Origin of the sequence: Bacillus sp. ISL-4, from assembly GCF_018613275.1 — a bacterium.
In the GTDB taxonomy this organism is placed as follows: Bacteria; Bacillota; Bacilli; order Bacillales; family DSM-1321; genus Peribacillus; species Peribacillus simplex_E.
The window spans coordinates 53,929-74,371 of sequence record NZ_JAGGQN010000019.1 but is presented as its reverse complement, the minus strand read 5'-3'; the positions used below and the strand labels follow the sequence as shown (position 1 = coordinate 74,371).

18 protein-coding genes are annotated in these 20,443 nt (G+C 39.7%); 2 read left to right on the top strand and 16 right to left on the bottom strand.

Translation table 11 applies throughout. The annotated features are described in order from the left end of the window. Nucleotides 1–6: 6 nt before the first annotated feature. Nucleotides 7–981, bottom strand: a complete 975-nt coding sequence (locus tag J7J00_RS15605) for a TAXI family TRAP transporter solute-binding subunit (RefSeq protein WP_214791976.1) — start codon at nucleotides 979–981, stop codon at nucleotides 7–9. A 438-nt stretch (nucleotides 982–1,419) separates the two neighbouring features. On the opposite strand from J7J00_RS15605, the gene J7J00_RS15600 reads away from it, so the two are divergent. Next, entirely contained in the window at nucleotides 1,420–2,343 is a 924-nt protein-coding gene (locus tag J7J00_RS15600; protein WP_214791973.1) for a LysR family transcriptional regulator, read from the top strand. Nucleotides 2,344–2,677: 334 nt separating this feature from the next. Here J7J00_RS15600 and J7J00_RS15595 read toward each other — a convergent pair whose 3' ends face one another. From J7J00_RS15595 to J7J00_RS15575, 5 genes are all read right to left on the bottom strand, one after another. Then, on the bottom strand, nucleotides 2,678–3,670 hold the full coding sequence (locus tag J7J00_RS15595) for an NAD(P)/FAD-dependent oxidoreductase (protein WP_214791971.1): 993 nt from the start codon (nucleotides 3,668–3,670) through the stop codon (nucleotides 2,678–2,680). A 234-nt stretch (nucleotides 3,671–3,904) separates the two neighbouring features. Further along, a complete protein-coding gene (locus J7J00_RS15590) occupies nucleotides 3,905–4,153 on the bottom strand; it encodes a ferredoxin (RefSeq protein WP_141993255.1) in 249 nt (82 codons plus the stop codon). A 71-nt stretch (nucleotides 4,154–4,224) separates the two neighbouring features. Beyond that, nucleotides 4,225–5,019, bottom strand: coding sequence for an alpha/beta fold hydrolase (locus J7J00_RS15585; protein ID WP_214791969.1), 795 nt, complete (start codon nucleotides 5,017–5,019; stop codon nucleotides 4,225–4,227). A 245-nt stretch (nucleotides 5,020–5,264) separates the two neighbouring features. Further along, on the bottom strand, nucleotides 5,265–6,053 hold the full coding sequence (locus J7J00_RS15580) for an SDR family NAD(P)-dependent oxidoreductase (protein ID WP_260286232.1): 789 nt from the start codon (nucleotides 6,051–6,053) through the stop codon (nucleotides 5,265–5,267). A gap of 369 nt (nucleotides 6,054–6,422) precedes the next feature. Next, a complete protein-coding gene (locus tag J7J00_RS15575) occupies nucleotides 6,423–7,703 on the bottom strand; it encodes an MFS transporter (RefSeq protein ID WP_214791967.1) in 1,281 nt (426 codons plus the stop codon). A 724-nt stretch (nucleotides 7,704–8,427) separates the two neighbouring features. Here J7J00_RS15575 and J7J00_RS15570 point away from each other — a divergent pair. After that, entirely contained in the window at nucleotides 8,428–9,450 is a 1,023-nt protein-coding gene (locus J7J00_RS15570) for an NAD(P)H-dependent amine dehydrogenase family protein (protein WP_214791965.1), read from the top strand. A gap of 221 nt (nucleotides 9,451–9,671) precedes the next feature. Here J7J00_RS15570 and J7J00_RS15565 read toward each other — a convergent pair whose 3' ends face one another. From J7J00_RS15565 to J7J00_RS15520, 10 genes are all read right to left on the bottom strand, one after another. Beyond that, a complete protein-coding gene (locus J7J00_RS15565; protein WP_214791963.1) occupies nucleotides 9,672–10,427 on the bottom strand; it encodes an IclR family transcriptional regulator in 756 nt (251 codons plus the stop codon). 156 nt (nucleotides 10,428–10,583) lie between these two features. Beyond that, nucleotides 10,584–11,579, bottom strand: coding sequence for a 5-oxoprolinase subunit C family protein (locus J7J00_RS15560; protein WP_309487178.1), 996 nt, complete (start codon nucleotides 11,577–11,579; stop codon nucleotides 10,584–10,586). After that, nucleotides 11,576–12,331, bottom strand: coding sequence for a 5-oxoprolinase subunit PxpB (pxpB, locus tag J7J00_RS15555; RefSeq protein WP_214791961.1), 756 nt, complete (start codon nucleotides 12,329–12,331; stop codon nucleotides 11,576–11,578). The genes J7J00_RS15560 and pxpB overlap by 4 nt, the downstream gene beginning before the upstream one ends. Nucleotides 12,332–12,354: 23 nt before the next feature. Further along, entirely contained in the window at nucleotides 12,355–13,146 is a 792-nt protein-coding gene (locus J7J00_RS15550) for a putative hydro-lyase (protein ID WP_214791959.1), read from the bottom strand. An 83-nt stretch (nucleotides 13,147–13,229) separates the two neighbouring features. Continuing rightward, the gene (locus tag J7J00_RS15545) at nucleotides 13,230–14,426 is read right to left on the bottom strand and encodes an NRAMP family divalent metal transporter (RefSeq protein WP_214791993.1); all 1,197 of its coding nucleotides are present in this window, start codon (nucleotides 14,424–14,426) and stop codon (nucleotides 13,230–13,232) included. 63 nt (nucleotides 14,427–14,489) lie between these two features. Next, entirely contained in the window at nucleotides 14,490–15,248 is a 759-nt protein-coding gene (gene pxpA, locus J7J00_RS15540; protein ID WP_214791957.1) for a 5-oxoprolinase subunit PxpA, read from the bottom strand. Nucleotides 15,249–15,551: 303 nt separating this feature from the next. Next, nucleotides 15,552–16,682 (bottom strand): N-methyl-L-tryptophan oxidase, encoded by a 1,131-nt coding sequence (gene solA, locus J7J00_RS15535; RefSeq protein ID WP_214791955.1) that lies wholly within the window; start codon nucleotides 16,680–16,682, stop codon nucleotides 15,552–15,554. A 96-nt stretch (nucleotides 16,683–16,778) separates the two neighbouring features. After that, complete coding sequence (gene hutH, locus J7J00_RS15530) at nucleotides 16,779–18,338, bottom strand: histidine ammonia-lyase (RefSeq protein WP_286201379.1); 1,560 nt, start codon at nucleotides 18,336–18,338, stop codon at nucleotides 16,779–16,781. A gap of 84 nt (nucleotides 18,339–18,422) precedes the next feature. Further along, nucleotides 18,423–19,808: an MFS transporter gene (locus J7J00_RS15525; RefSeq protein WP_214791953.1), complete on the bottom strand. Its 1,386-nt coding sequence runs from the start codon at nucleotides 19,806–19,808 to the stop codon at nucleotides 18,423–18,425. Between the two features lie 295 nt (nucleotides 19,809–20,103). After that, nucleotides 20,104–20,256: a hypothetical protein gene (locus J7J00_RS15520; RefSeq protein ID WP_214791951.1), complete on the bottom strand. Its 153-nt coding sequence runs from the start codon at nucleotides 20,254–20,256 to the stop codon at nucleotides 20,104–20,106. Nucleotides 20,257–20,443: the final 187 nt, after the last annotated feature.

Here is a 20,443-nt window from a genome sequence, read left to right as displayed (position 1 = left end):
ATTACATTACTTGGAAACACCTTTTTCTTTAAAGTATTTTGCTGCGCCAGGATGAACTTCCATATCCCCTAACCCTTCAAGTGCAGTCTCTGCTGTAATGAACTTGCCTTTTGCATGTGTAATTTTACCTGTGTTTTCATAAACAGCTTTAGTCATTTCATAAACTAAATCTTCATCAAGATCCTTTGTAACTACTAACATCGCTTTAACAGCAACTGTTTTCACCTCAGATTTGATTTTGTACGTACCACTTGGAATTGTATCTTCAGCATAGTATGGATACTTTTTAACCAATGCTTGAATTTTGTCCTCTGCAATAGGCAGGATAATGATATCATTTTGTACGGACAGCGCCTCAACTGCACCAGTTGGTGTTCCGGCAGTAATGAAAGCTGCGTCAATATTTCCTGCTTGAATTCCTTCGGCCGACTCATCGAATGATAGATTTTGCCCTTTAATATCTTTTTCAGACAAACCATGAATCTCCAAGATTTGCATGGCATTGATGTATGCACCAGAACCCGGCGCACCTACTGAAACCTTTTTACCCTTTAAATCCTCGATTGATTTAATTCCACTTTTGGCAGTCGTTACAATTTGAACGGTTTCAGGATATAAAGAACTGATGGCCATTATATTATCAATGGGTTTCCCGTCGAACATTTCTGTTCCCTCAATTGCATATGCGGCGATATCCGTTTGCGAAAAAGCGATTTCAGCCTCTCCGGCCCTTAATGTTTCCATGTTTTCGGCCGAGGCACCAGATGTTTGAGGTGTTATATTCGCTTTTGTTTTATCGGAAATGATTTTTCCAATTTGTCCACCGAGTGGATAGTATGTACCTCCTGTTCCACCAGTCAACAAACTCAAATTTTGGTTTCCGCTGTCCGAGACACCTGTTTTACTGTCTCCGCAAGCCGTGATAATACCGGTTACCGTCAAAACCAGAACCAATAAAAAGCACTTATGAAATTTTTTCATAAAACTCCCCCTCATATGTTTTCTTCATCCTCAAGAGATGATAGTGTTATTATTCTACCGACAACCTCACTTTCCCTTTTTTTACAAAATTAGACACGTAAACCAAAAGCACTAGTATTTGATTAAAAACTTCTATGGAAATCGAAATAACAAGCAAAAATGTATAAAAATGCCTATTAAAAACAAGGAAAATCCGCTAACTAATAGTATTATTTTACCTCTTATTACCTATTTTTCCTTTCTTTAAGGATAATATTGACTCTTTCATTTTAGAAATATATTATTGTTATAAACTTATAAGTCTATATTATAAAATGATTTTCCTAGTATCTTTCTAGCCTTTAATGGTTATATCCAGCTTTGTTTGAGAGGGAATATTAGAAGTCAACCCTTTCTTTTACCAGCCATTTTAGCCTTTTATTTTCAAATCCAACTGAAGTGGGTGATCGTTTGAATTTCCTATCCCTCCGCTATTTCATAGAGGTTTCTAATCATCTTAGTTTCAGTGAGGCGTCCAAAACCCTGCATATATCCCAGCCCGGACTTAGCCAACAGATTTTATCCCTCGAAAAACAATTAGGCTTTAAATTATTGAATCGAACGACAAGAAAAATTACATTGACGGAAGAAGGAGAGTACATCTATAAAAAACTAGCTCCTTCCTTTGAAGATATTGAGAAAACAGTGAATTACATAGTTGAAAATAAAACCATCCCCAAGCCTAAGCTGAAGATTGCTACCGTCCCTTCTGCAGCTAGTATATATATCCCGAAGTTATTGAAAAAGATTGTGGGGGAATACCCGGAAACAGAATTTTACGTGCATGAAACAACATCCTCAAGGGCTGTAAAACTCGTAAACCAACAAAACTATCACATCGGTTTCATCCGAACGCCCATCCACAGTAACATCATCGCCAATGAAGGATTAAGCATGATTGAATTCATGAGGTTCCCTTTACAATTAGTCGTTTCCATTGATCATCCACTAGCCCAAAAGGATGCTATACATTTATACGACGCAAAAGACGAACCTTTTATCCATTATGATGCCGTCCAAGCACACTCCCTTCAATTCCTTTTGGAAAAGGCTTGTCTGAATGCTGGATTTTCACCTAAAGAATTATGTAAAGGCTCTGAATTACTCACGATTGCCAATCTAATATCCAATAACTTAGGCGTAGCCCTCATGCCGGAAGATATGGTGAGTTTGTTGGGAAAAAGCCAAGTCAAAGCCTTGAACATCGATAATTCGGAATTATCCAGTTCCATATCGGCAGTATGGAAAAACACGGATGCATCAAATCTGACTAAGCATATTTTGAAAACGTTAGAGAATGATCATGATTTTAACGATATATGAGATTCTTGGTTGGAAAAATGCTGCGAAACCACTCGGATTGAAATATATTTTTGGAGTTCCTGGAATTTGTCATCGAAGAATTAAGCGGAGTATCACTATACGGGTATTGCTTAAAACAATCTAAAAAGTCGAATTCCTAACTGTGAAGGAATTCGACTTTATTTTTTAGTCTTAGCCTGTTCCCTTTGTTTCGCAACAAAACCTGTAAAGCCAAAATTTATTTTTTAAGTCCATTAAAGTCAGGACAATCAAGCCCCCCACTTTTTACTTTAGAGGCTCGTCTATGTACTTTTTAATTTCAATTCTTCAGAAGAGTCTTGTTTTTAACTATAGGTCAACCAAATAAGGAAGTACTATGCAACGGCTGAACTTTCGCCATAGGATCAATATAGGCTTTGGCATTATTAACTGCCGTAGGACCTTCACCAAAACCGGAAGCAATTAATTTAACCTTTCCATCATACGTACAAATATCCCCGGCTGCGTAAATGCCTGAAATATTTGTTTCTTGTTTGGAATTAACGACAATTGCATTTTTGTTGATGTTTAGACCCCATTCTTTAATCGCACCAAGTGAAGAGACAAAACCATAATTAATAATTAAATCATCTACGTCAACCACTTCTTTTTGTTGAGTCTTAGTGTGTTCTAAAACAATTTGCGTAATCTGATCTGTTCCTACCAGTTCAGAGGGAATATAAGGTGTTTTAACCTCAACAGAGGAATTCACTAATTTTTCTACACTATGTTCATGGGCACGGAATTTATCTCTTCTGTGTATCAATGTTACCTTTTCAGCAATCGGCTCTAACATAAGGGCCCAATCAACAGCAGAATCCCCACCGCCTAGAATCGCCACTTTTCTTCCTTTAAATCGGTTCATATCATTCACGAAATAATGCAAATTCTTATTTTCGAACTGAGTTGAATCTTCCAATTCCAGTTTACGAGGCTGAAAGGCTCCATTACCAGCGGTAATGATCACTGATTTAGAGAAATGAGTATCGAGGTTTGTGGTGATTTTAAATGTTCCGTCTGCTTGCTTTTCCATCTGTTCAACTGCTTCTTCAAGACAAATTGTCGGTTCAAATACTTTCATTTGTTCTTTTAAATTCTCTATCAATTCCTGTGCCCTTACTTTTGGAAATCCAGCTATATCATAAATGAATTTTTCGGGATAAAGAGCTGAAAGCTGTCCTCCCAATTGAGGAAGACTTTCAAGGATTTTCACCTTTGCTTGCCTCATTCCTCCATAGAACGCCGTAAACAAGCCCACTGGGCCGCCGCCAATAATTGTTATGTCATAGACCTTCTTTTCTTCTGTCAATGTAATCACTCCTTGTTTTTCTAGGTTGGTTGTTCATATTGAACGTGATTTACAGGTTGTAAGGGATTGACTTGTAATTCTTCCTTTTCACCTTATAATAATGATGGATAATATCGGAAAATATCCATCCTTTCAAAAGACAAACTAGTGACGTCAATTTCCCTAGTTTTAAAATCTATAAATCTATAAATCTATAATCAGTACAAACGCCCTCATTGATTATATCTATAAATATTATTCAAATTTATTAGGGTTACCATCAAAGGATACTTGAGCCACTTTAATAGAATCGGTTGGACATCCTTCTGAAGCATCTATCATATCTTCCTCGAGTTCTTCTGGTATAATCGTTGCCCCAACATTATTATCCAATATAACAAACGCAATACCTTCTTCATCGTAATCATAAATATCCGGAGCTGAAGCACCACAAGCTCCGCAAGCAATACAAGTTTCTTTATCCACGATTGTATAATTAGCCATTTTTACGATCCATTCCTCTCTCTAATCTAACCCCTAGTTTTTTACTAAGTCATTTATAGTTCGTTTTTACCTTACTCAATATCGTTCAAAAATTCCAAAATGCTTGAATTAAACTTTTCAGGATTTTCCTGGTAACACAGATGACCGCCTTCTGGAATTATCACTAGCCGGGAGTTTATTAACTCTTCATGAATTGCTTCCGACTCCTTTATAGGAGTTACAGTATCCAACTCACCACAAATTACAAGAACAGGAACATCTATATGAGATAACGATTTCATTTGATTTAGATGATAAAGTGAATATGCTACCGAACGATACCCTGCTGGTCTTATCTGTGTCATAATCTCTTTTACTCGTGTATGGACTTTTCCTGAAGCATGGGGGGATAGCAGTGCTTGTATCCTCTTTTCCGCTATCTCCTCTGTAGAAAGGTTTTCAATTGAAAATAATCGATTTTTCAATTTCGTCTCGTTCTCTTCTGGGGTTAGAGCAGCAGCCCCTCTTGTCGAATCGGCTAATATTAGTTTATTAATCTTATCAGGGTACATGCAACAGTACTCTATCGCAATTGCCGCTCCCATTGAATGGCCGAGCAGATGGATTTTTTCCAACTTTAGCTGATCCATCATGCCGTTCAGAATACGCGCAAACTCTTTAAAATTTCTAAATTCTTCAGCTTGATCTGAACTTTTCCCATAACCCGGGGCATCCCATGCAATTACTGTAAAATGCTCCTTTAATTCCCGGATCTGTTCCTTCCATGACTGTGAATTATTGCTCATACCATGTAATAATACTAAATGATCTCCATTACCTTCTATTTCATAATGTATACTTAAATCTTCTACTTTTACGTATGGCATAATACAGTCCCCCTTATTTTTTTCGGGCATAACTTTGAATGATACAGTTTAGGAAAGCTGTAATAACTTGAAATATATTACCTTAAAATAGCAAATGATTTACTAAATTAATATTTCGCCTGGAAATAGCTTTCGTTTTGATCTGAAAAAGAAAGTGCTTCCTTTTTCTTGAAGATAAGCAGGAAAATCGACTCCCGTTCCCGTCTTACAACTTAGCTAAAACAGTATTCAAAAACTGTGCCAGCTTAGCCAAGTCCTCGCACTGACAATCCGCCGTCGCTTGAAATGATTTCACCGGTGATCGCACGTGATTCGTCAGAAGCTAACAGCACATACGCCGCAACGTGATCTTCCGGCATCTGAGCAAGTTGAAGAATATTCCGTTTTTTAATGCTGCTTGCTTTCGTATCATTATCGACGATTTTCACAAATGGGCGCAGCGGTGGAATCACCGTGAGTGCTGTCAATGTCCCCCCTGGGGCTACCGCATTCACCCGGATGGAAGGAGATAGTTCGAATGCAAGCTGGCGCATCAATCCAATTTGGGCGTGTTTGCTCGCTGTGTACCATACACCGCCGCCATCTGGATAAAAACTTGCACCGGACACGGTAAAAATAATATTGCCATTTGTTTTTTTCAGTTCTTCAAGAGCGGCTTTAGCCCCGAAAAAAGAGCCTTTTACGTTAATATTGAGAAGGAAATCATACGCTTCGGAAAGCGCCTCAGGAGTCACATCGGCAAATTTGGCAAATCCATCGAACACGCCGGCATTCGCAACGAAAACATCTAACTTTCCGAATTGCTCAACAGTAGCTTGGACCGCTTGCTCATTGTCTTCGTATTTGCTTACATCTCCCTGATAAGTAAGGATATTTTCACCAAATTCTTCTTTCATTTTCGCTAACGTGTCTATAGAGCGGCCGATAATGCTCACTTTTGCTCCTTCTTGTATAAAACGGCGTGTGACAGCTTCTCCTATTCCAGAAGCTCCCCCTGTAATCAATACGACTTTATCTTTTAAGGCCATGCCCATTGTCTCCACCCCTTCTGTTATCTTTCAACCGTGATGAATGGTTATCCAAAAATCCATTCATGTATACGGTCTTGTAAGCGAGCACATATTTTTTCATAATGACCGCATATTGTTTTGTATGCAAAACAATGTTTTTTGATATAAACAATTCTAAAATGTAATCGCTTTATTGTCAATGTAAGCTGTAAAAAAACTGAGGCCCTCGTTCGGGAAAACATTACTTGTTCTCTATCAATCTGTGGTTATCCTTACTCCTATGTACTCGTCAATGAATATTCAAGATTTTATTGTGGTTTCTCAGTAAGAATCCAGCGCCCCTTCTTTCTGAGAAACCCTACTTAAAAACGTATTATATTAACTTTTTGCTCTCTATAAAGTTAGTTTGTTTCCTGTCGTATTACTTAGGTGATATTCGGCAACTTCTTGTTTAATCATAAACAAGTACGCAACAAACCCCAGAGTGGCTGCTACGATCAGCATGGCAATCGAGGGACCAAAATCACCGCCAGACATATCGCGGCTCCACCCCATAATATAGCTTGAAAATCCACCCATAATATTTGTGAATCCCATTAAACCGGCTGCGCGGCCCGCTGTTTCAGGTGTTGAAAATTTGATGATGAAGAAATTGGTTAGATGAAACATTCCACCCTGAGTTCCCATTGCGAGCCCCATGGAAACGCCGGCAAAAATAGGATTCGGTGCAATGACAGCGATTGTCAAAAATACAGCTGTTAGTATGAACAGAATCGTCGCAAGCAAACTCGGGCGCTTCGTTTTGTCCGCCAGAAATCCGCCAGCCAGGACAAATCCAAGCGCGAATAGCCACGATAATGAAGTAATGCCAGTCATTGCTTCCCTTTCAAAGCCTTTGGCTTCAACGAGATATGTAGGCAGCCAAATACTGATTCCAAAGAAAAGAAAGGACGACATCAAATTGCCGAACCAAACAATCCAATAACGATAATCCTTTGCGAAGAATTGCTTCGACTGAACATCATCCGCTTCGTCTTTTTGGCGAATATAGGTGACTTCTTCTTTACTCATGCGTGGATGTTCTTCTGGCGTATTACGAGTCAAAAACAGGAACATTGGAATATTTATAAACAAGTTAAAGGCTGCGAGAGCAAAGAACGCGGCCTGCCAATGAAATGTTGAAATAATTAGGATGAGCATAACGGTGCCCACTGCCGGGCCAAGGTAGTTTCCAGTAATCCAGAATGACTGTGCCCTTCCAAGCTCTCGTTTATTAAACCAATTCGAAATGAATTTACCCGATATCGGGATCATCATACCTTCCCCAATTCCGAGGATGACTCTACTAATTAAAAACATTTCGTATGAAGTGGAAAGCCCTCCCATGACCATTGTCGCTGTCCATACCAGTAAACCTAAAACTGCTGTTTTCCGTGCCCCTAACTTGTCGATAATAACTCCCCAAAAAATGTTGGAACAGGCATATGAAATCATGAATATAAAGGAGATCAAGCCAATTTTTACATTTTTATCCGGGCCAGTTAAACCAAGATCACTTAAAAATCCCGGATCGGTTTGGATAACAGAGATACCTACTTTATCAATCTGGCCGAAAAACCAGAAGAAAAAAATAGGAATTGCAATGTACAACCATCTTTTTTGACCTTGTAACATGTTATTTCCCCCTTATAATAGGCTCGTTTGAATGCGCTTTCATGATTTTCAATAAAGAAAAGGACTATCATTCCATCAAACTTCACCAACTCTCCCTTTCAAAAAATAGCAGCAACTCTTGTTTCATATAAAAAACAATGTTACCGATATTTAATGTTATATTGAATTTTCATAATAGTCAATAATATTCAGATTTATATTTTTTGAACAGAAAAAGTAGTTTTATATACAAAACTAAATAGGGTGTTGTTTCGATGAAAACAACCCGAAACAACACCTTAAACGAGCCTTAGATAATGCAACTCAATATTTTTTTTGGAACTTCATTAACATTAACCGAAGCGAGAAAATGTCCATCATGTCCAAAATCCGGGATGCTACGGACTGAAGATCTGCTTAGTCTAATATGTCCGTTCAAGTAAAAGGTTTTAACGGAACAGTATGGCGGTTTCTCCAAAGGAGATAACCTTGGATTCCTGTCCAACACCCCAACATATGCTGCCGCTTGAGGTGAATAAAGCATATGTTACGTCAACCGCAATTCCACAACCCCTGCGTTGAGTAACCCCAAAGTTGAAGTATGATTCTCCAATATATCACCTCATTCATTGCCGTATTTCCTTTTATAACGATTCTTTATATATATATAAAAATTAACTATTTTTATTATTTATCACTCAATGTTAGCATTTTGTTATAAGTTATTTGAAAGGATGAGAGATGAATGACTATACAATTTTCTGAATTCGCAGTATTCGGGATGGGTCCCATCGGAATTGAAATTCTACGCAGTGCTTATCAAACTAATCCTCAATCGATTATCGGTGTTGTCGATATTGATCCCGAAAAGGCAGGAAAGGATATTGGCTTACTAATCAATGAAAAGGAAACGAACAAGCATGTAGTCTCCCATATACAAGAAGTAAATACTGAAGCTGAACACCCTATCGCATTACATGCAACCGGTTCCAACGCACAACAAGTTTGGCCCCAGATCAAAGAGCTTCTAGATCACGGCTTTTCAGTGGTTTCCACTTGTGAACAGCTTTCTTTCCCTTGGCATCGCTACCCTCAACTTTCAAAGGAAATAGATGATTACGCTAAAGCAAAAGGGCTTAGTGTCATTGGGACCGGAATCAATCCAGGTTACATCATGGATACTATGGCCATTTCTTTTACAACAGTATTGACCACAGTTAACCAAATCAAGGTCAATCGTAAAGTTGATGTTTCGAAAAGGCGCCTCCCCTTACAAAAAAAGGTCGGAATCGGGATGACCAGAGAAGAGTTTGAATTTTTAGCTGAACGGAATAAAATTGGGCATGTAGGTCTTGAGGAGTCTGTTAGGTTAATCGCTTATGGGCTGAATTGGGAACTTTCAAGTGTTATCAATACCATTGAACCAACGATTGCAAGCGAAAAGATGACCGTTCCGCTAACAACTATAAAACCAGGGGATGTTAATGGGCTTCATCAAATCTCCACGGGCAAGACAGTGGACGGAAAGGAAATTTCCTTGGATTTAACGATGTCTGCAGGTATTAAACAAGAAGATGAAATCGTTATTGATGGAAACGAAACCCAAAGGTTGATTGTTCCCAACGGAATTTTTGGAGATACCGCAACCGCTGCGATGATTATCAATACCGCTAAGCAAATTGATGCCCTCCGTAAACCAGGTTTACTTACAATGGCTGACATCGGGGTGCCGAGAAATATAAATCAATCTGACTTTGTGCATATTTAATGGCTAACCAACAATCTTGCGTATAAGTCTTACTATATTAGAAAAGGTGAACCGCGAATGGTTCACCTTTTTCGTCCTGACCAGATAGTATTGCATGCCAACATGCCTAAAAACCACCATAAGCGGTGGCTCAGCTTCCTACATATAGAATCCACTATCTTATGTACATTACTTATTTTAGAAAAATACATTCCGAAAATGACATGATTTTTCCATTTTCATTAATGTGTTTGAGAACCCAGTTTCACGGAAATGGCCTTGGCGGCTTTCATTACTTTGTCAATCAATTCAGGCAAGCGTTCTTCCTGAAATCTTGCTTCAATCCCAGCCACACTAATACCAGCCACTATTTGACCCTTACCATTGAGTATCGGTGCACTCACCGCTTTTGTATAATCCTCAAGTTCTGATGAAGTTATCGTGTAACCATCCAATCTCGCTTCATCCAAAGCATGACGGAGTTTAGTTTTATCCGTTATCGTTCCAATGGCGATTGGTTTTAATTGAACGCTTCCCAAATAATTTTCCCGCTCTTCTTCCGGCAAATACGCTAGGATGATTCGAGAATCGCCAGCGTACAATGGCGAACGTCTACCAATGGATGTATAAAGGCGAACAGGATGCAGGGTGTCCACCTTTTCAATATACATCGCTTCATCCTTATCCCTCACAATTAAATTCACTGCTTCTTCAACATCATCCCTAAGGTCTTTCATGATGGGATAGGCGATTGACCTGATATCCAAACGCTCCCCTACCAGTTGGCCGAACTGCAGGAATATCAGTCCAAGTGAATAATGGCCATCATCGTCCTTTGTTAAAAACCCCATTTCCTCCAATGATCCCGCCATACGGTGTAACGACGTTTTCGGCAAATTGGAAAGTTCCATCATTTCATTAAAAGTCAGTTTCGGATGATTTATGAAAAGGGTTAGGATTTGCATGGATTTCACGACGGTCTTATTATGTGCCTGCATACATTGTCTCCTTTCATGATACATGTTTTCCTTAACTATCATTCTATTATAAAACATGGAGGAAAGGATGTAATGCCTTCAGTAAAATATATATTAAAGCGGGAACAAAAAAAAGAAAGCGCTCTTAAAGAGTACTTTCTTTTTTTGCCGAAGGAATTAAATATCCAGCCATTTGTTCAGGGCCAATGAAATCGAAACCTGCAATTCCTTCGATTGTCGTTCTTTTTGAAGCAAAAGCTTTTCAGCCTCCTTTAAGTTCACCCGTGAGAACTGAATGGATTCCCCTGGTTTGATCTGCGCGATAATTGGTAAATCTGCCGTGATCACCTGAGCTATCTTAGGATATCCACCAGTTGTTTGGCTATCCGCAAGGAGAATGATCGGGTTTCCATCAGGAGGAACCTGAACGGACCCATTTGTGACCGCTTCAGATAATAATTCCCCATTATCCTTTAATTCCAGTGTCGGTCCTGATAATCTATATCCCATGCGGTCGGATTGATTGGAAACTTTAAATGCCCCCGCTACAAAAATATCTTTACTTGAATCTGTAAAACTTTCATATTGGCTTCCATCGATGAAACGGATGAGAGGTTTTCCTCCTGGCATGAACTCCTTCTCATTGACAAACCACTTTGGGAAGGAAAATGAACCTTTGAACGCCCGATCACCAAGAATTTTCGAAGGTTCATTAAACTCCAAGACATCGTCAGCCTTTAATGCCCTCCCCATATAGCCGCCAATCCCAGCCCTTAGATAGGTGCTTTTACTCTCCATAACTTCAGGAATAGTGAATCCTCCTGCCACTGTTAAGTAAGCCCTGCAACCTGATCTACACCCTTCAAACCGAAGAATCGATCCTTTTTTCACTAGAATAGGCCTCCACATCGGTACTGCCTGATTATCAATTGTAGGTGATAAATTTCCACCCGTTATCGAAATCAGGCAATTCTTCTCGATTTTAATGGTCGGACCCATTAATGTAATTTCCAAGGCCGCTTCTCCTCCTTCATTGCCAACCAACATATTGGCAATTCGTAAAGAATGTCCATCCATTGCCCCGCTTACAATCACCCCATGTTGTTGAAATCCTTTTCTTCCAAGATCCTGTATACTTGTCAATAATCCCGGTTTGATTACGCGCAGGCTCACTGTAATCCCTCCTTAAGGATCATTTCTTTATATTCTTGATCCGAAATCGGTTGGAACTTCACGATGTCCCCTGCTTGTAATAGACTTGGAGGATTTACATTTGGTAAAAATAGTTTGGTTGGCGTCTGTCCGATCAATTGCCATCCACCAGGTGTTGATATAGGATATACACCCGTTTGCATACCGGCGATTCCTACTGCCCCTGCCGGAATGGTCATTCGGGGAGAGGAACGCCTAGGTGTCGCGATTTCTTCCGACATTCCGCCAAGAAACGGGAAACCTGGTGCGAACCCAATCATATAGGCCAAATACTCCCCGGTTGAATGAATATGAATGACTTCATCAGTAGTCAAATCATTATAACGGGCAACATATTCCAAATCCGGTCCATATTCCTTCCCATAGCACACGGGAATGGAAACTGTTCGATGTGAGAGTTTCTTAGTTTCTTTTAAATCCTGTAATTTCATTTCCATGATGGAACGGACCACTTCAAAAGGAGATATTTCCGTATCATTGCTTTGTTTTTGATCCTTATAAACAACAAGTGGATCATAAAAAACCGTCAAATTAGTAAATGCAGGTACACATTCTATAAATCCTGCAAAAGGTTCATCTTCAAGTAAATCCATTAACAATTTTATTTTTTTGTGTATGCTGTATTCCATTCCATTCCCGAATGTAATCACGATTGCGGAATCGCCCAATGGAGAAAGTGTACATGCAGTTATTTTCAATAGCTTTTCCAGCATAGGGACACATCTCTTTCTGTCAGTTATAAAACTCCTAATTTTCCATCACGAATGTCCGTAATGAACATATGTCCAGGTGCATGCGTGATCATGATCTCCGGTTTGGTCTCCATAGCAATGGATTGCGGCGTTACACCACATGCCCAAAAAACCGGGACTTCCCCATCACGAATCGTGACTGGATCACCAAAATCCGGATGCTGGATGCTGGAAATACCGATCGCTTCAGGGTCACCAATATGGATTGGAGCCCCGTGAACTGCAGGAAACCGCGATGTCACTTGAGTTGCCCTCACCACATCCTTTTGTGGAATCGGCCTCATGCTAGCTACCATTTCCCCATGAAAAATCCCTGTTTCAATGCATGGAATATTGGTTTTATACATAGGTACATTGCATCCCTCTTCAATATGACGAATCGATATATCATTATTCAAAAGGGCGTGTTCGAATGTAAAGCTGCACCCGATTAAAAATCCAACCATATCGTCTTCCCAGTAGTTTGAGATATCCGTTACTTCTTCCACTAATTCTCCATATTTATATACCCTGTATTTAGGTATATCGGTGCGTATATCCCCAGACTTTGCTGCAAATGCGGGAATGGGTGAACCAATTTCCGTAACGTCCAGCAATGGGCAGGATTTAGGGTTGCGCTGACAGAATAATAAAAAATCAAAAGCATGCTCTTTTTTTAAGATGGCTAAGTTCGCTTGTGCATAACCGTTAGCCATGCCGGCAGTCGGTTTAATCCATTCATTATTTCGAATCATTGAACGCAACTCAGCCGGGGTAGCTTGAGAAAGATCGATCATGAGTATTCATCTCCTATTATGAACTGACAGTCAGTGATAAACTGGCAAACCACTTCGACCTGTATTTATTGGATTTTCATTCATTAAAAAAGTGCGGGCAGTTGTTTCATTAATGTATATACGCCCATTAACGCCATGATGACTACCACGAACACACCGGAAATCGTTAACCATAAAGGATGCTTATAATCACCCACGATGTTTTTCTTATATGCGGCAATTAGCAATGTTCCAAGGGCAATTGGTAAAATGAGCCCATTTATGGCGCCGACTATAAGCAGTACTTTAACCGGTTGACCAATTAATAAAAAGCAAATGGTCGAAACGACAATAAAACCAATGATTATCCAGTTCGCCTTCTTATTTATTTTTTCGCTGAATGTTCTGATAAATGAAACGGAAGTATATGCAGCTCCGACTACTGACGTGATTGCGGCAGCCCACATGACGACACCAAAGATTTTATATCCTACATTACCAGCTGCGAGTTGAAAAACGGATGCTGCAGGGTTATCCGAATCAATTTGTAAACCTTTCGATACAACACCCAATACTGCTAGAAATAACGCAATACGCATGACAGTAGTGATCAATATCCCCACTATCGAACTCTTTGTGACCTCAGGTAATGCTCCCACACCTTTCACGCCTGCATCCAAGAGACGGTGTCCCCCTGCAAATGTAATATAGCCACCTACAGAACCACCTACTAACGTTACGATTGCGATAATATCGATTTTATCAGGTGCAAAGGTCCTCACTACCGCTTCCCCGACTGGAGGAGAGGTTGTCCAAGCAACGTAAATCATCAAACAAATCATGAAAAATCCGGCAATTTGCGTAAAACGGTCCATCGCTTTTCCTGCTTCTTTCACTACAAAGATCAGTACGGCAATGACTGCACTTATTGCTGCTCCGGCAGTTGGAGATATCCCCGTCATCGCATTTAGACCTAATCCTGCTCCTGCAATATTTCCAATATTAAATGCCAGCCCGCCCATAACGATCAGTGCTGCCAGTACATAGCCCAACCCTGGAAGGACCATGTTTGCAATTTCTTGCCCCCGTTTTTCGGATACAGCAATAATGCGCCATACATTTGTTTGGGCAAATATATCAAGAATGACCGAAATAAGAATAACGAATCCGAAACTTGCCGCAAGACTTTGGGTATAAACGGTTGTTTGCATTAAAAAACCTGGTCCTATTGCCGACGTTGCCATTAGGAATGCTGCACCTAACAATAAAGTGCGGTTTATTTTTGGCTTAGTCGGATTCATTTTCTGTGCTGTTGTATTTTTAATTGGCTCCAATGGAATCTACCTCCTGATGGTTTTGATTTTTCAAGAAAAGGACTTGACTGTTATTTCAGATAATTGCAAGGATTCTTTAACATGCCGAGCAAAGGATAAAGCATGCGCCCCGTCCCCATGAATACAAATGGTATCTGCTTTTAAAGCCACATCTGAGCCTTGTTGAGACAGAACCTTCCCTTCCTTCACCATGCGAATGACTTGCGCAACGGCATCATCATCGTTTTCGATCAATGCGTCCTTTTCCAATCGGGAAGTCAATGAACCATCATGTTGGTAGGTACGATCGGCAAATACTTCACTCCCGGTTTGCAATCCGATAGCCTGTCCGGCACGTATTAATTCACTGCCTGACAAACCAAATAAGATAAGCTCGGGATTCACTTTATATACCGCTTCGGCAATGGCCATGGATAAATCTTTGTTCTTTGCGGCCATATTGTACAAAGCCCCATGCGGTTTCACATGCTGCATACTTCCGCCTTCGGATTGCAGAAAGCCATTTAATGCACCAATTTGATAGACGACAATATCATAAGCTTCCTGTGGTGAAATATTCATATTGCGCCTGCCAAATCCTATTAAATCCTGTAAACCTGGGTGGGCTCCGATTTTGACATCTTTCCCTAAAGCAAGCTGAACCGTTTTTCTCATGACTGTCGGATCACCAGCGTGGAATCCACAAGCTACATTGACAGATGTTACATAATCCAAAATCTCTTGATCATTACCAATACGGTAAGCGCCAAAGCTTTCTCCTAAATCACAATTCAAATCAACCGTGTTCATACGACCCTCTCCTTTATTAACGGAAATTTCAGTAATTAATCCATATGAATATGTAGGTACTCTTTCATTCACTTAAAACTATATGTTCCGAAATTCGGAATTAGAGTTTCGCATTTCGGAATATTCTCATTCTACCATATTCTAATTATTTCGACAACAATTTGTCAGATAACCTAACATTAAGTTGGATTCAGGATCAGCTCTTAATAAATATTAAGCAATAATAAAAAAAAGCCGTTGTTTCCTTTGGAAGGAAGCAACAGCCATGATTAGGGCATTAAAGGTTGGAGCATACTATGACATTCAATTATTGAATCGATTAATAGAAAACAATGAAATATCTTCCTTGCTAGTACCGGAGATAATCAAGTCACTCAAAATTTCACCCATGACACTGCTGAATTTAAAACCGTGTCCAGAGAAACCTGCTGCTATAGCAATGTTTGGATAATAAGGATGTTTATCCACTATAAAATGCTCATCAGGGGTCATGGTGTAGATGCAAGTTTTCCCATATTTCATTTTTTGATCAGCCGGCATATATTTCCGTAAAAACTTCACCAAATCACCCTCATCATCATCCAATTCACCAAACCCTTCAATACAGCCATCAGGATTTATACGGTTTCCTCCATCATGTCTCCCTATTTTCAATCCAGAACCATTTATACTAGGAAAGCCATAGTATGTACCAACTGAAGTATCAAAAGAAAAAGCCGAAAAAACATTATGATTATATAATTTTTCATTTGCATGAAACCAAGCAAATGTTTTTCTAATGGGTTCTAGCGGCAGATTTAAATCTAACATCGCCAGTATTTTCGGGGCCCATGCCCCAACTGCAACCACTAAAGATTCTGAGTGGAATGTCTGTTCATCCGTTTTAACCGTGACCCCATCGCCATGAACAACTATCTTCCTTACTTCACTGTTTACAATGATGTCGGCACCATTAGATTTCGCAAGTTGTTGATACGCTTTTATGCACTCTTCACTTTTCAACACGCCCGAAGTCGATTCATAGCACCCAATGTAATCTTCTGGCAGTGTTATACCAGGCCATCTATCATGAATTTCATGTGAATCCAAGATTTCCATAGGTAAACCATATTCCGTTGACCCCGCTTTCACTTGTTTAATGAAAGTGGAATTTTCGCTTCCAGCATTCAGGACCCCCGTTGGAAGAAATAATTGTTCCCCCGAATTTCTTTCCAATTCACCCCATAGCTTTTGGGCTTTAAGTGCCAACGATACATACTCCCTCCCTTCACCATAAGCATGTCTAATAATTCTTGTTTCCCCATGATGGCTGCCCTTATTATGAGGAGGAGCAAAGGAATCCAATAATAATACTTTTAGTCCTTTTTTTGAAAGATAATAACCTGAAGACATTCCCATAGATCCAGCTCCAATTACAATTACATCATAGTGCATCTTACATCCCTCCTCTTTTAAATATAAACCTTCATTTTTAAAAAAAGAAAGCCACTTTACCTTATAAAATAAATTAAAACAGCTTCCACATGGTTTTTAGAACTCTATTTCCCCGATTTTCATTTCAACGAGCTTCACTATTTCTCCTTCATGAATTTGCCTATAAACCGCTTCAATGTCAGGATGGAAAAATCGATCTTCTTCAACCATCGGGACTTCGCTCCGAACTAAATGATATACCCCCTCCGTAACCGGTGACGGCTTCAATGGCAGATGAAAATCCATTGCTTGCGTTGCAGTCATCAGTTCAATGGCTAAAATATATTCAAGTTTCTTCGAAATCCGATAGGCTTTCTTCGAAGCGAAATAGGCAAAACTTATCACGTCTTCTTGATTTGCGCATGTAGGGATATTATCTATAGTGGCTGGATGCGAGAGCACCCTGATTTCATTCAATAGCCCTGCAGCTGTATATTGTGGAATCATGTAGCCACTATTTAAACCTGGATTAACCACTAAGAAATTAGGTAATTCACTAAGGTGATGGTTTACAAGCCGATCTATTCTGCGTTCTGTTATTTTTGCTAAGTTTGCTAGCGCTATGGAAATCATATCCGCGTATATCCCAACAAATGAACCATCAAAATTTCCGGCCATTAGTGCCATTCCATCTTCCTCTTCCGGAAAAATCAGAGGATTGTCACTTACGGAGTCCATTTCATTCTCGATCGAAACAGCAGCGTCTTTCAATACTCTTTTTATGGCTCCATGGACTTGTGGAATGCATCGTAAGCTAAGTGCATCTTGTAATCTATGATCCTTGTATGTATCAATGATTTGGCTGCATTCAAGAATCCTTGTTACATTTCTGGCTGTCTTTGCCTGTTCCTCATGTTTTTTCAATGCATGGGGACGGGGATCAAATGCTTTTATTGTACCTTTCAGCACTTCTAAGGACATAGCTCCCGTAATGTCCGCGGTTTTCGCTGCTTGCATGCTATTGTATAAAGCCAGAATGGCCATCGCAGTGACGGAAGGAGTTCCGCTTATAAGAGCCAGTCCTTCTTTACACCCAAGCGTAACTGGCTTCAATCCAGATAGCGCTAATGCATCCTTTCCCGGAATAAGCTCATCGTTGTACCATGCCCGCCCCTCCCCGATCACCAATAAGGACATGTGTGCTTCAGGAGACAGATACCCCACGGACCCCTCACCTGGAACATAGGGAAGTATATCGTGATTTAACAGTGAAGCGATCAGCTTCAAAACTTGTAAACGGACTCCTGAATAACCCTGGCCTAAATTCACGAGGATCATCAATTGAATGGCTCTTACGACTTCTTTTTCAAGAGTTTCCCCTACTGAAACAGCATGTGAACGAACAATATTCCGTTGAAGGGTTTCTGCGTCCTGTGGAGAAATCACTTCAGTCATATTACTGCCGAAACCAGTCGTAACACCGTAAATCAATCTATTATCATCTAAAAACTTTTCTATTAAGCTTCGTGATTTATTTACCCTTTCACAATATGTCTCAGTGAAAGTAACTTTTGCACCATATCTTGCAACCGCAATTACCTCTTGGATCGAGATGGCACCATCCCCTAGTGCCACCTCTTTAATATCCATAGGATGTAAACAATCCGTAGTTGTCATCCTTACACCTCTCCTCTCATATGACTCATCAAGAAGGAGAAAAAAAGTTCTGTTCCTTCTCATTTATTTGCTTGAAAATTAATCTTATGTTATTTTTTCATTTTTTGTAAAGGGAATATCGGTTTCCATCGGAGGGTGCCCCGCTTCAAGTAAAGGATTACTGGCATCATTAAGTGAAAGCGATTTTGTCTCAGGTGCCCAAGCGATCGATACGATTAAGCCGACCAGCAGAATGGCAGCCATTCCTGCCATTGAGGCACTTAATCCAAATGAACTTAAAGATACAGGCAGCAGAAATGTTCCAATCGCAGAACCAATTCGACTAATTGCCGTAACCATACCTATTCCCGATCCACGAATCTCAGTTGGAAAAAGCTCTGCTGGGTATACTAATGTAAGGTTCGAAGCTGCTGACATGAAAAAAGTAAAGATTAAAAAGGCTATCAGCATTAAGAATTGAGAACTATTGTGTAAGAAGCTGAGTGAAAACAATGAAACTGTAAGGATTGTAAATGCCCCGATGGTAAATCCTCTACGAGAAAACTTTGCAAGCAACCAAAGACCAACAATTGCCCCAACAAGCAAGAATAGATTCAGCATCGTATCAGCAAAGAAGTTTTGTTCAAAACCCATTGTACTTAGTATGGACGGCAGGAAAGTGTAAATAGCAAAGTACGGAATAACAAGAGTTAATTTGAATATTCCACCAAAAGCCAAGCGCTTACGAAGCTTTTTACTGAAAAGTCCACGAAATCCTAAAGTCTTTTGGCTTTCAGTGCCAGTCGTCGTTTCTCCCATTTCAACGTTCGGTCCAAGGTGTTCTTTTACAATTTGGCGAGCTTCTTCGACACGCCCCATGCTGACAAGCCATCTTGGTGATTCAGGCGTTCCTATTCTTAAGATTAAAACCACAACAGCTGGAATGGAAGCACTGACAAGCATCCAACGCCATGAGTCTGAACCACCCTGTCCCAGGTAATGACCAACAAAGTTTGATGCTACATATCCAAGCGTCCATACTACATTTATGGATGCGAGGAGCGAGGAGCGATACTTTTTTGGTGAAAACTCGGCGAGTAAAGTAGTACCGACAGCGTAATCTCCTCCAAGTCCAAAACCGATTAGCAACCGTAAAATAAAAAGCTCTTCTGGACTGCTAACAAAAAATTGTAAAATAGTAGCTACCGTAATAAGTAAAAAGTTTACGAGAAAGATTTTCTGTCTGCCTATACGATCGGAAAGTCTACCAAGTATTAAAGATCCCGCAAACAGACCGATTAATGCAGAACTGCCGATCAGCCCTGTCCACATCGCATTCATATTCATTTGAGGCCCGAATACTGTAAGGGCCATCGCGATGATCCCAAGGGAATAGCCATCACAGAAGCTTGAACCGAATGTTAGTCCAGCAATTCGAAAATGAAACTTTTTAAATGGGGCATCGTCTATAGTGTATTTTTGTTCGTTCAAAGAATCCCCTCCATTTTTTGATTTATCAGATTTATGAATCAAAAAAATTTTACTGAAGTACTCCGGTATTGACCCTGTAGTAAAAAGACTTAAAAGTTTGATATTTTACTGACCTTACGAAACAAGGGATGTACACCTGCATGCATGTTAGAAATATTGCACTTACAGGTAGTTTTCATTTTATGGTTAAGACTAGTACTAATTCGGCAAAGAATATTATGAAATAGTAATCTTTTTATAATTTATTTCAAACGATTCTAACTTTTAATTTCTATTTAATTATGAAAATATAGTTTTAGGTTTCGATCAATTGTTTATCATTGAAATAAATGACTTCACTAAGGATTTTACAGCCCTCTATTACCGCAAATTTTTCCCTAGCTTCCTTTTCTGTAGTAAACTCAAACATTTTTATGCCATTTTTCGAATGGATGGTGATTACCCACATAAAATTCCCTCCACATGGAGATTCATTTCCACATTTTCCTTAAAACACTTTCATTTAACTCCACTGTAAAGCAGTAAAGTGTTGAACGCTGCCAATGGGTAGGATGATGAACCACCATCCTACTATTCAACACCATTACATGTGATAAATACTACTTCTAAAAGCCCAATTCACCTGCTGAAATGGG

Coding starts and splice junctions, on each gene's coding strand:
- pxpB (WP_214791961.1), bottom strand. CDS start 12,331: ATGCTGGAAAAGCTATTGAAAATAACTGCATGTACACTTTCTCCATTG.
- solA (WP_214791955.1), bottom strand. CDS start 16,682: ATGCACTATGATGTAATTGTAATTGGAGCTGGATCTATGGGAATGTCT.
- hutH (WP_286201379.1), bottom strand. CDS start 18,338: ATGACAACTACGGATTGTTTACATCCTATGGATATTAAAGAGGTGGCA.
- J7J00_RS15520 (WP_214791951.1), bottom strand. CDS start 20,256: ATGTGGGTAATCACCATCCATTCGAAAAATGGCATAAAAATGTTTGAG.
- J7J00_RS15590 (WP_141993255.1), bottom strand. CDS start 4,153: ATGGCTAATTATACAATCGTGGATAAAGAAACTTGTATTGCTTGCGGA.
- J7J00_RS15565 (WP_214791963.1), bottom strand. CDS start 10,427: ATGCAGGCACATAATAAGACCGTCGTGAAATCCATGCAAATCCTAACC.
- J7J00_RS15570 (WP_214791965.1), top strand. CDS start 8,428: ATGACTATACAATTTTCTGAATTCGCAGTATTCGGGATGGGTCCCATC.
- J7J00_RS15550 (WP_214791959.1), bottom strand. CDS start 13,146: ATGATCGATCTTTCTCAAGCTACCCCGGCTGAGTTGCGTTCAATGATT.
- J7J00_RS15545 (WP_214791993.1), bottom strand. CDS start 14,426: ATGAATCCGACTAAGCCAAAAATAAACCGCACTTTATTGTTAGGTGCA.
- J7J00_RS15605 (WP_214791976.1), bottom strand. CDS start 981: ATGAAAAAATTTCATAAGTGCTTTTTATTGGTTCTGGTTTTGACGGTA.
- J7J00_RS15580 (WP_260286232.1), bottom strand. CDS start 6,053: ATGGGCATGGCCTTAAAAGATAAAGTCGTATTGATTACAGGGGGAGCT.
- J7J00_RS15585 (WP_214791969.1), bottom strand. CDS start 5,019: ATGCCATACGTAAAAGTAGAAGATTTAAGTATACATTATGAAATAGAA.
- pxpA (WP_214791957.1), bottom strand. CDS start 15,248: ATGAACACGGTTGATTTGAATTGTGATTTAGGAGAAAGCTTTGGCGCT.
- J7J00_RS15575 (WP_214791967.1), bottom strand. CDS start 7,703: ATGTTACAAGGTCAAAAAAGATGGTTGTACATTGCAATTCCTATTTTT.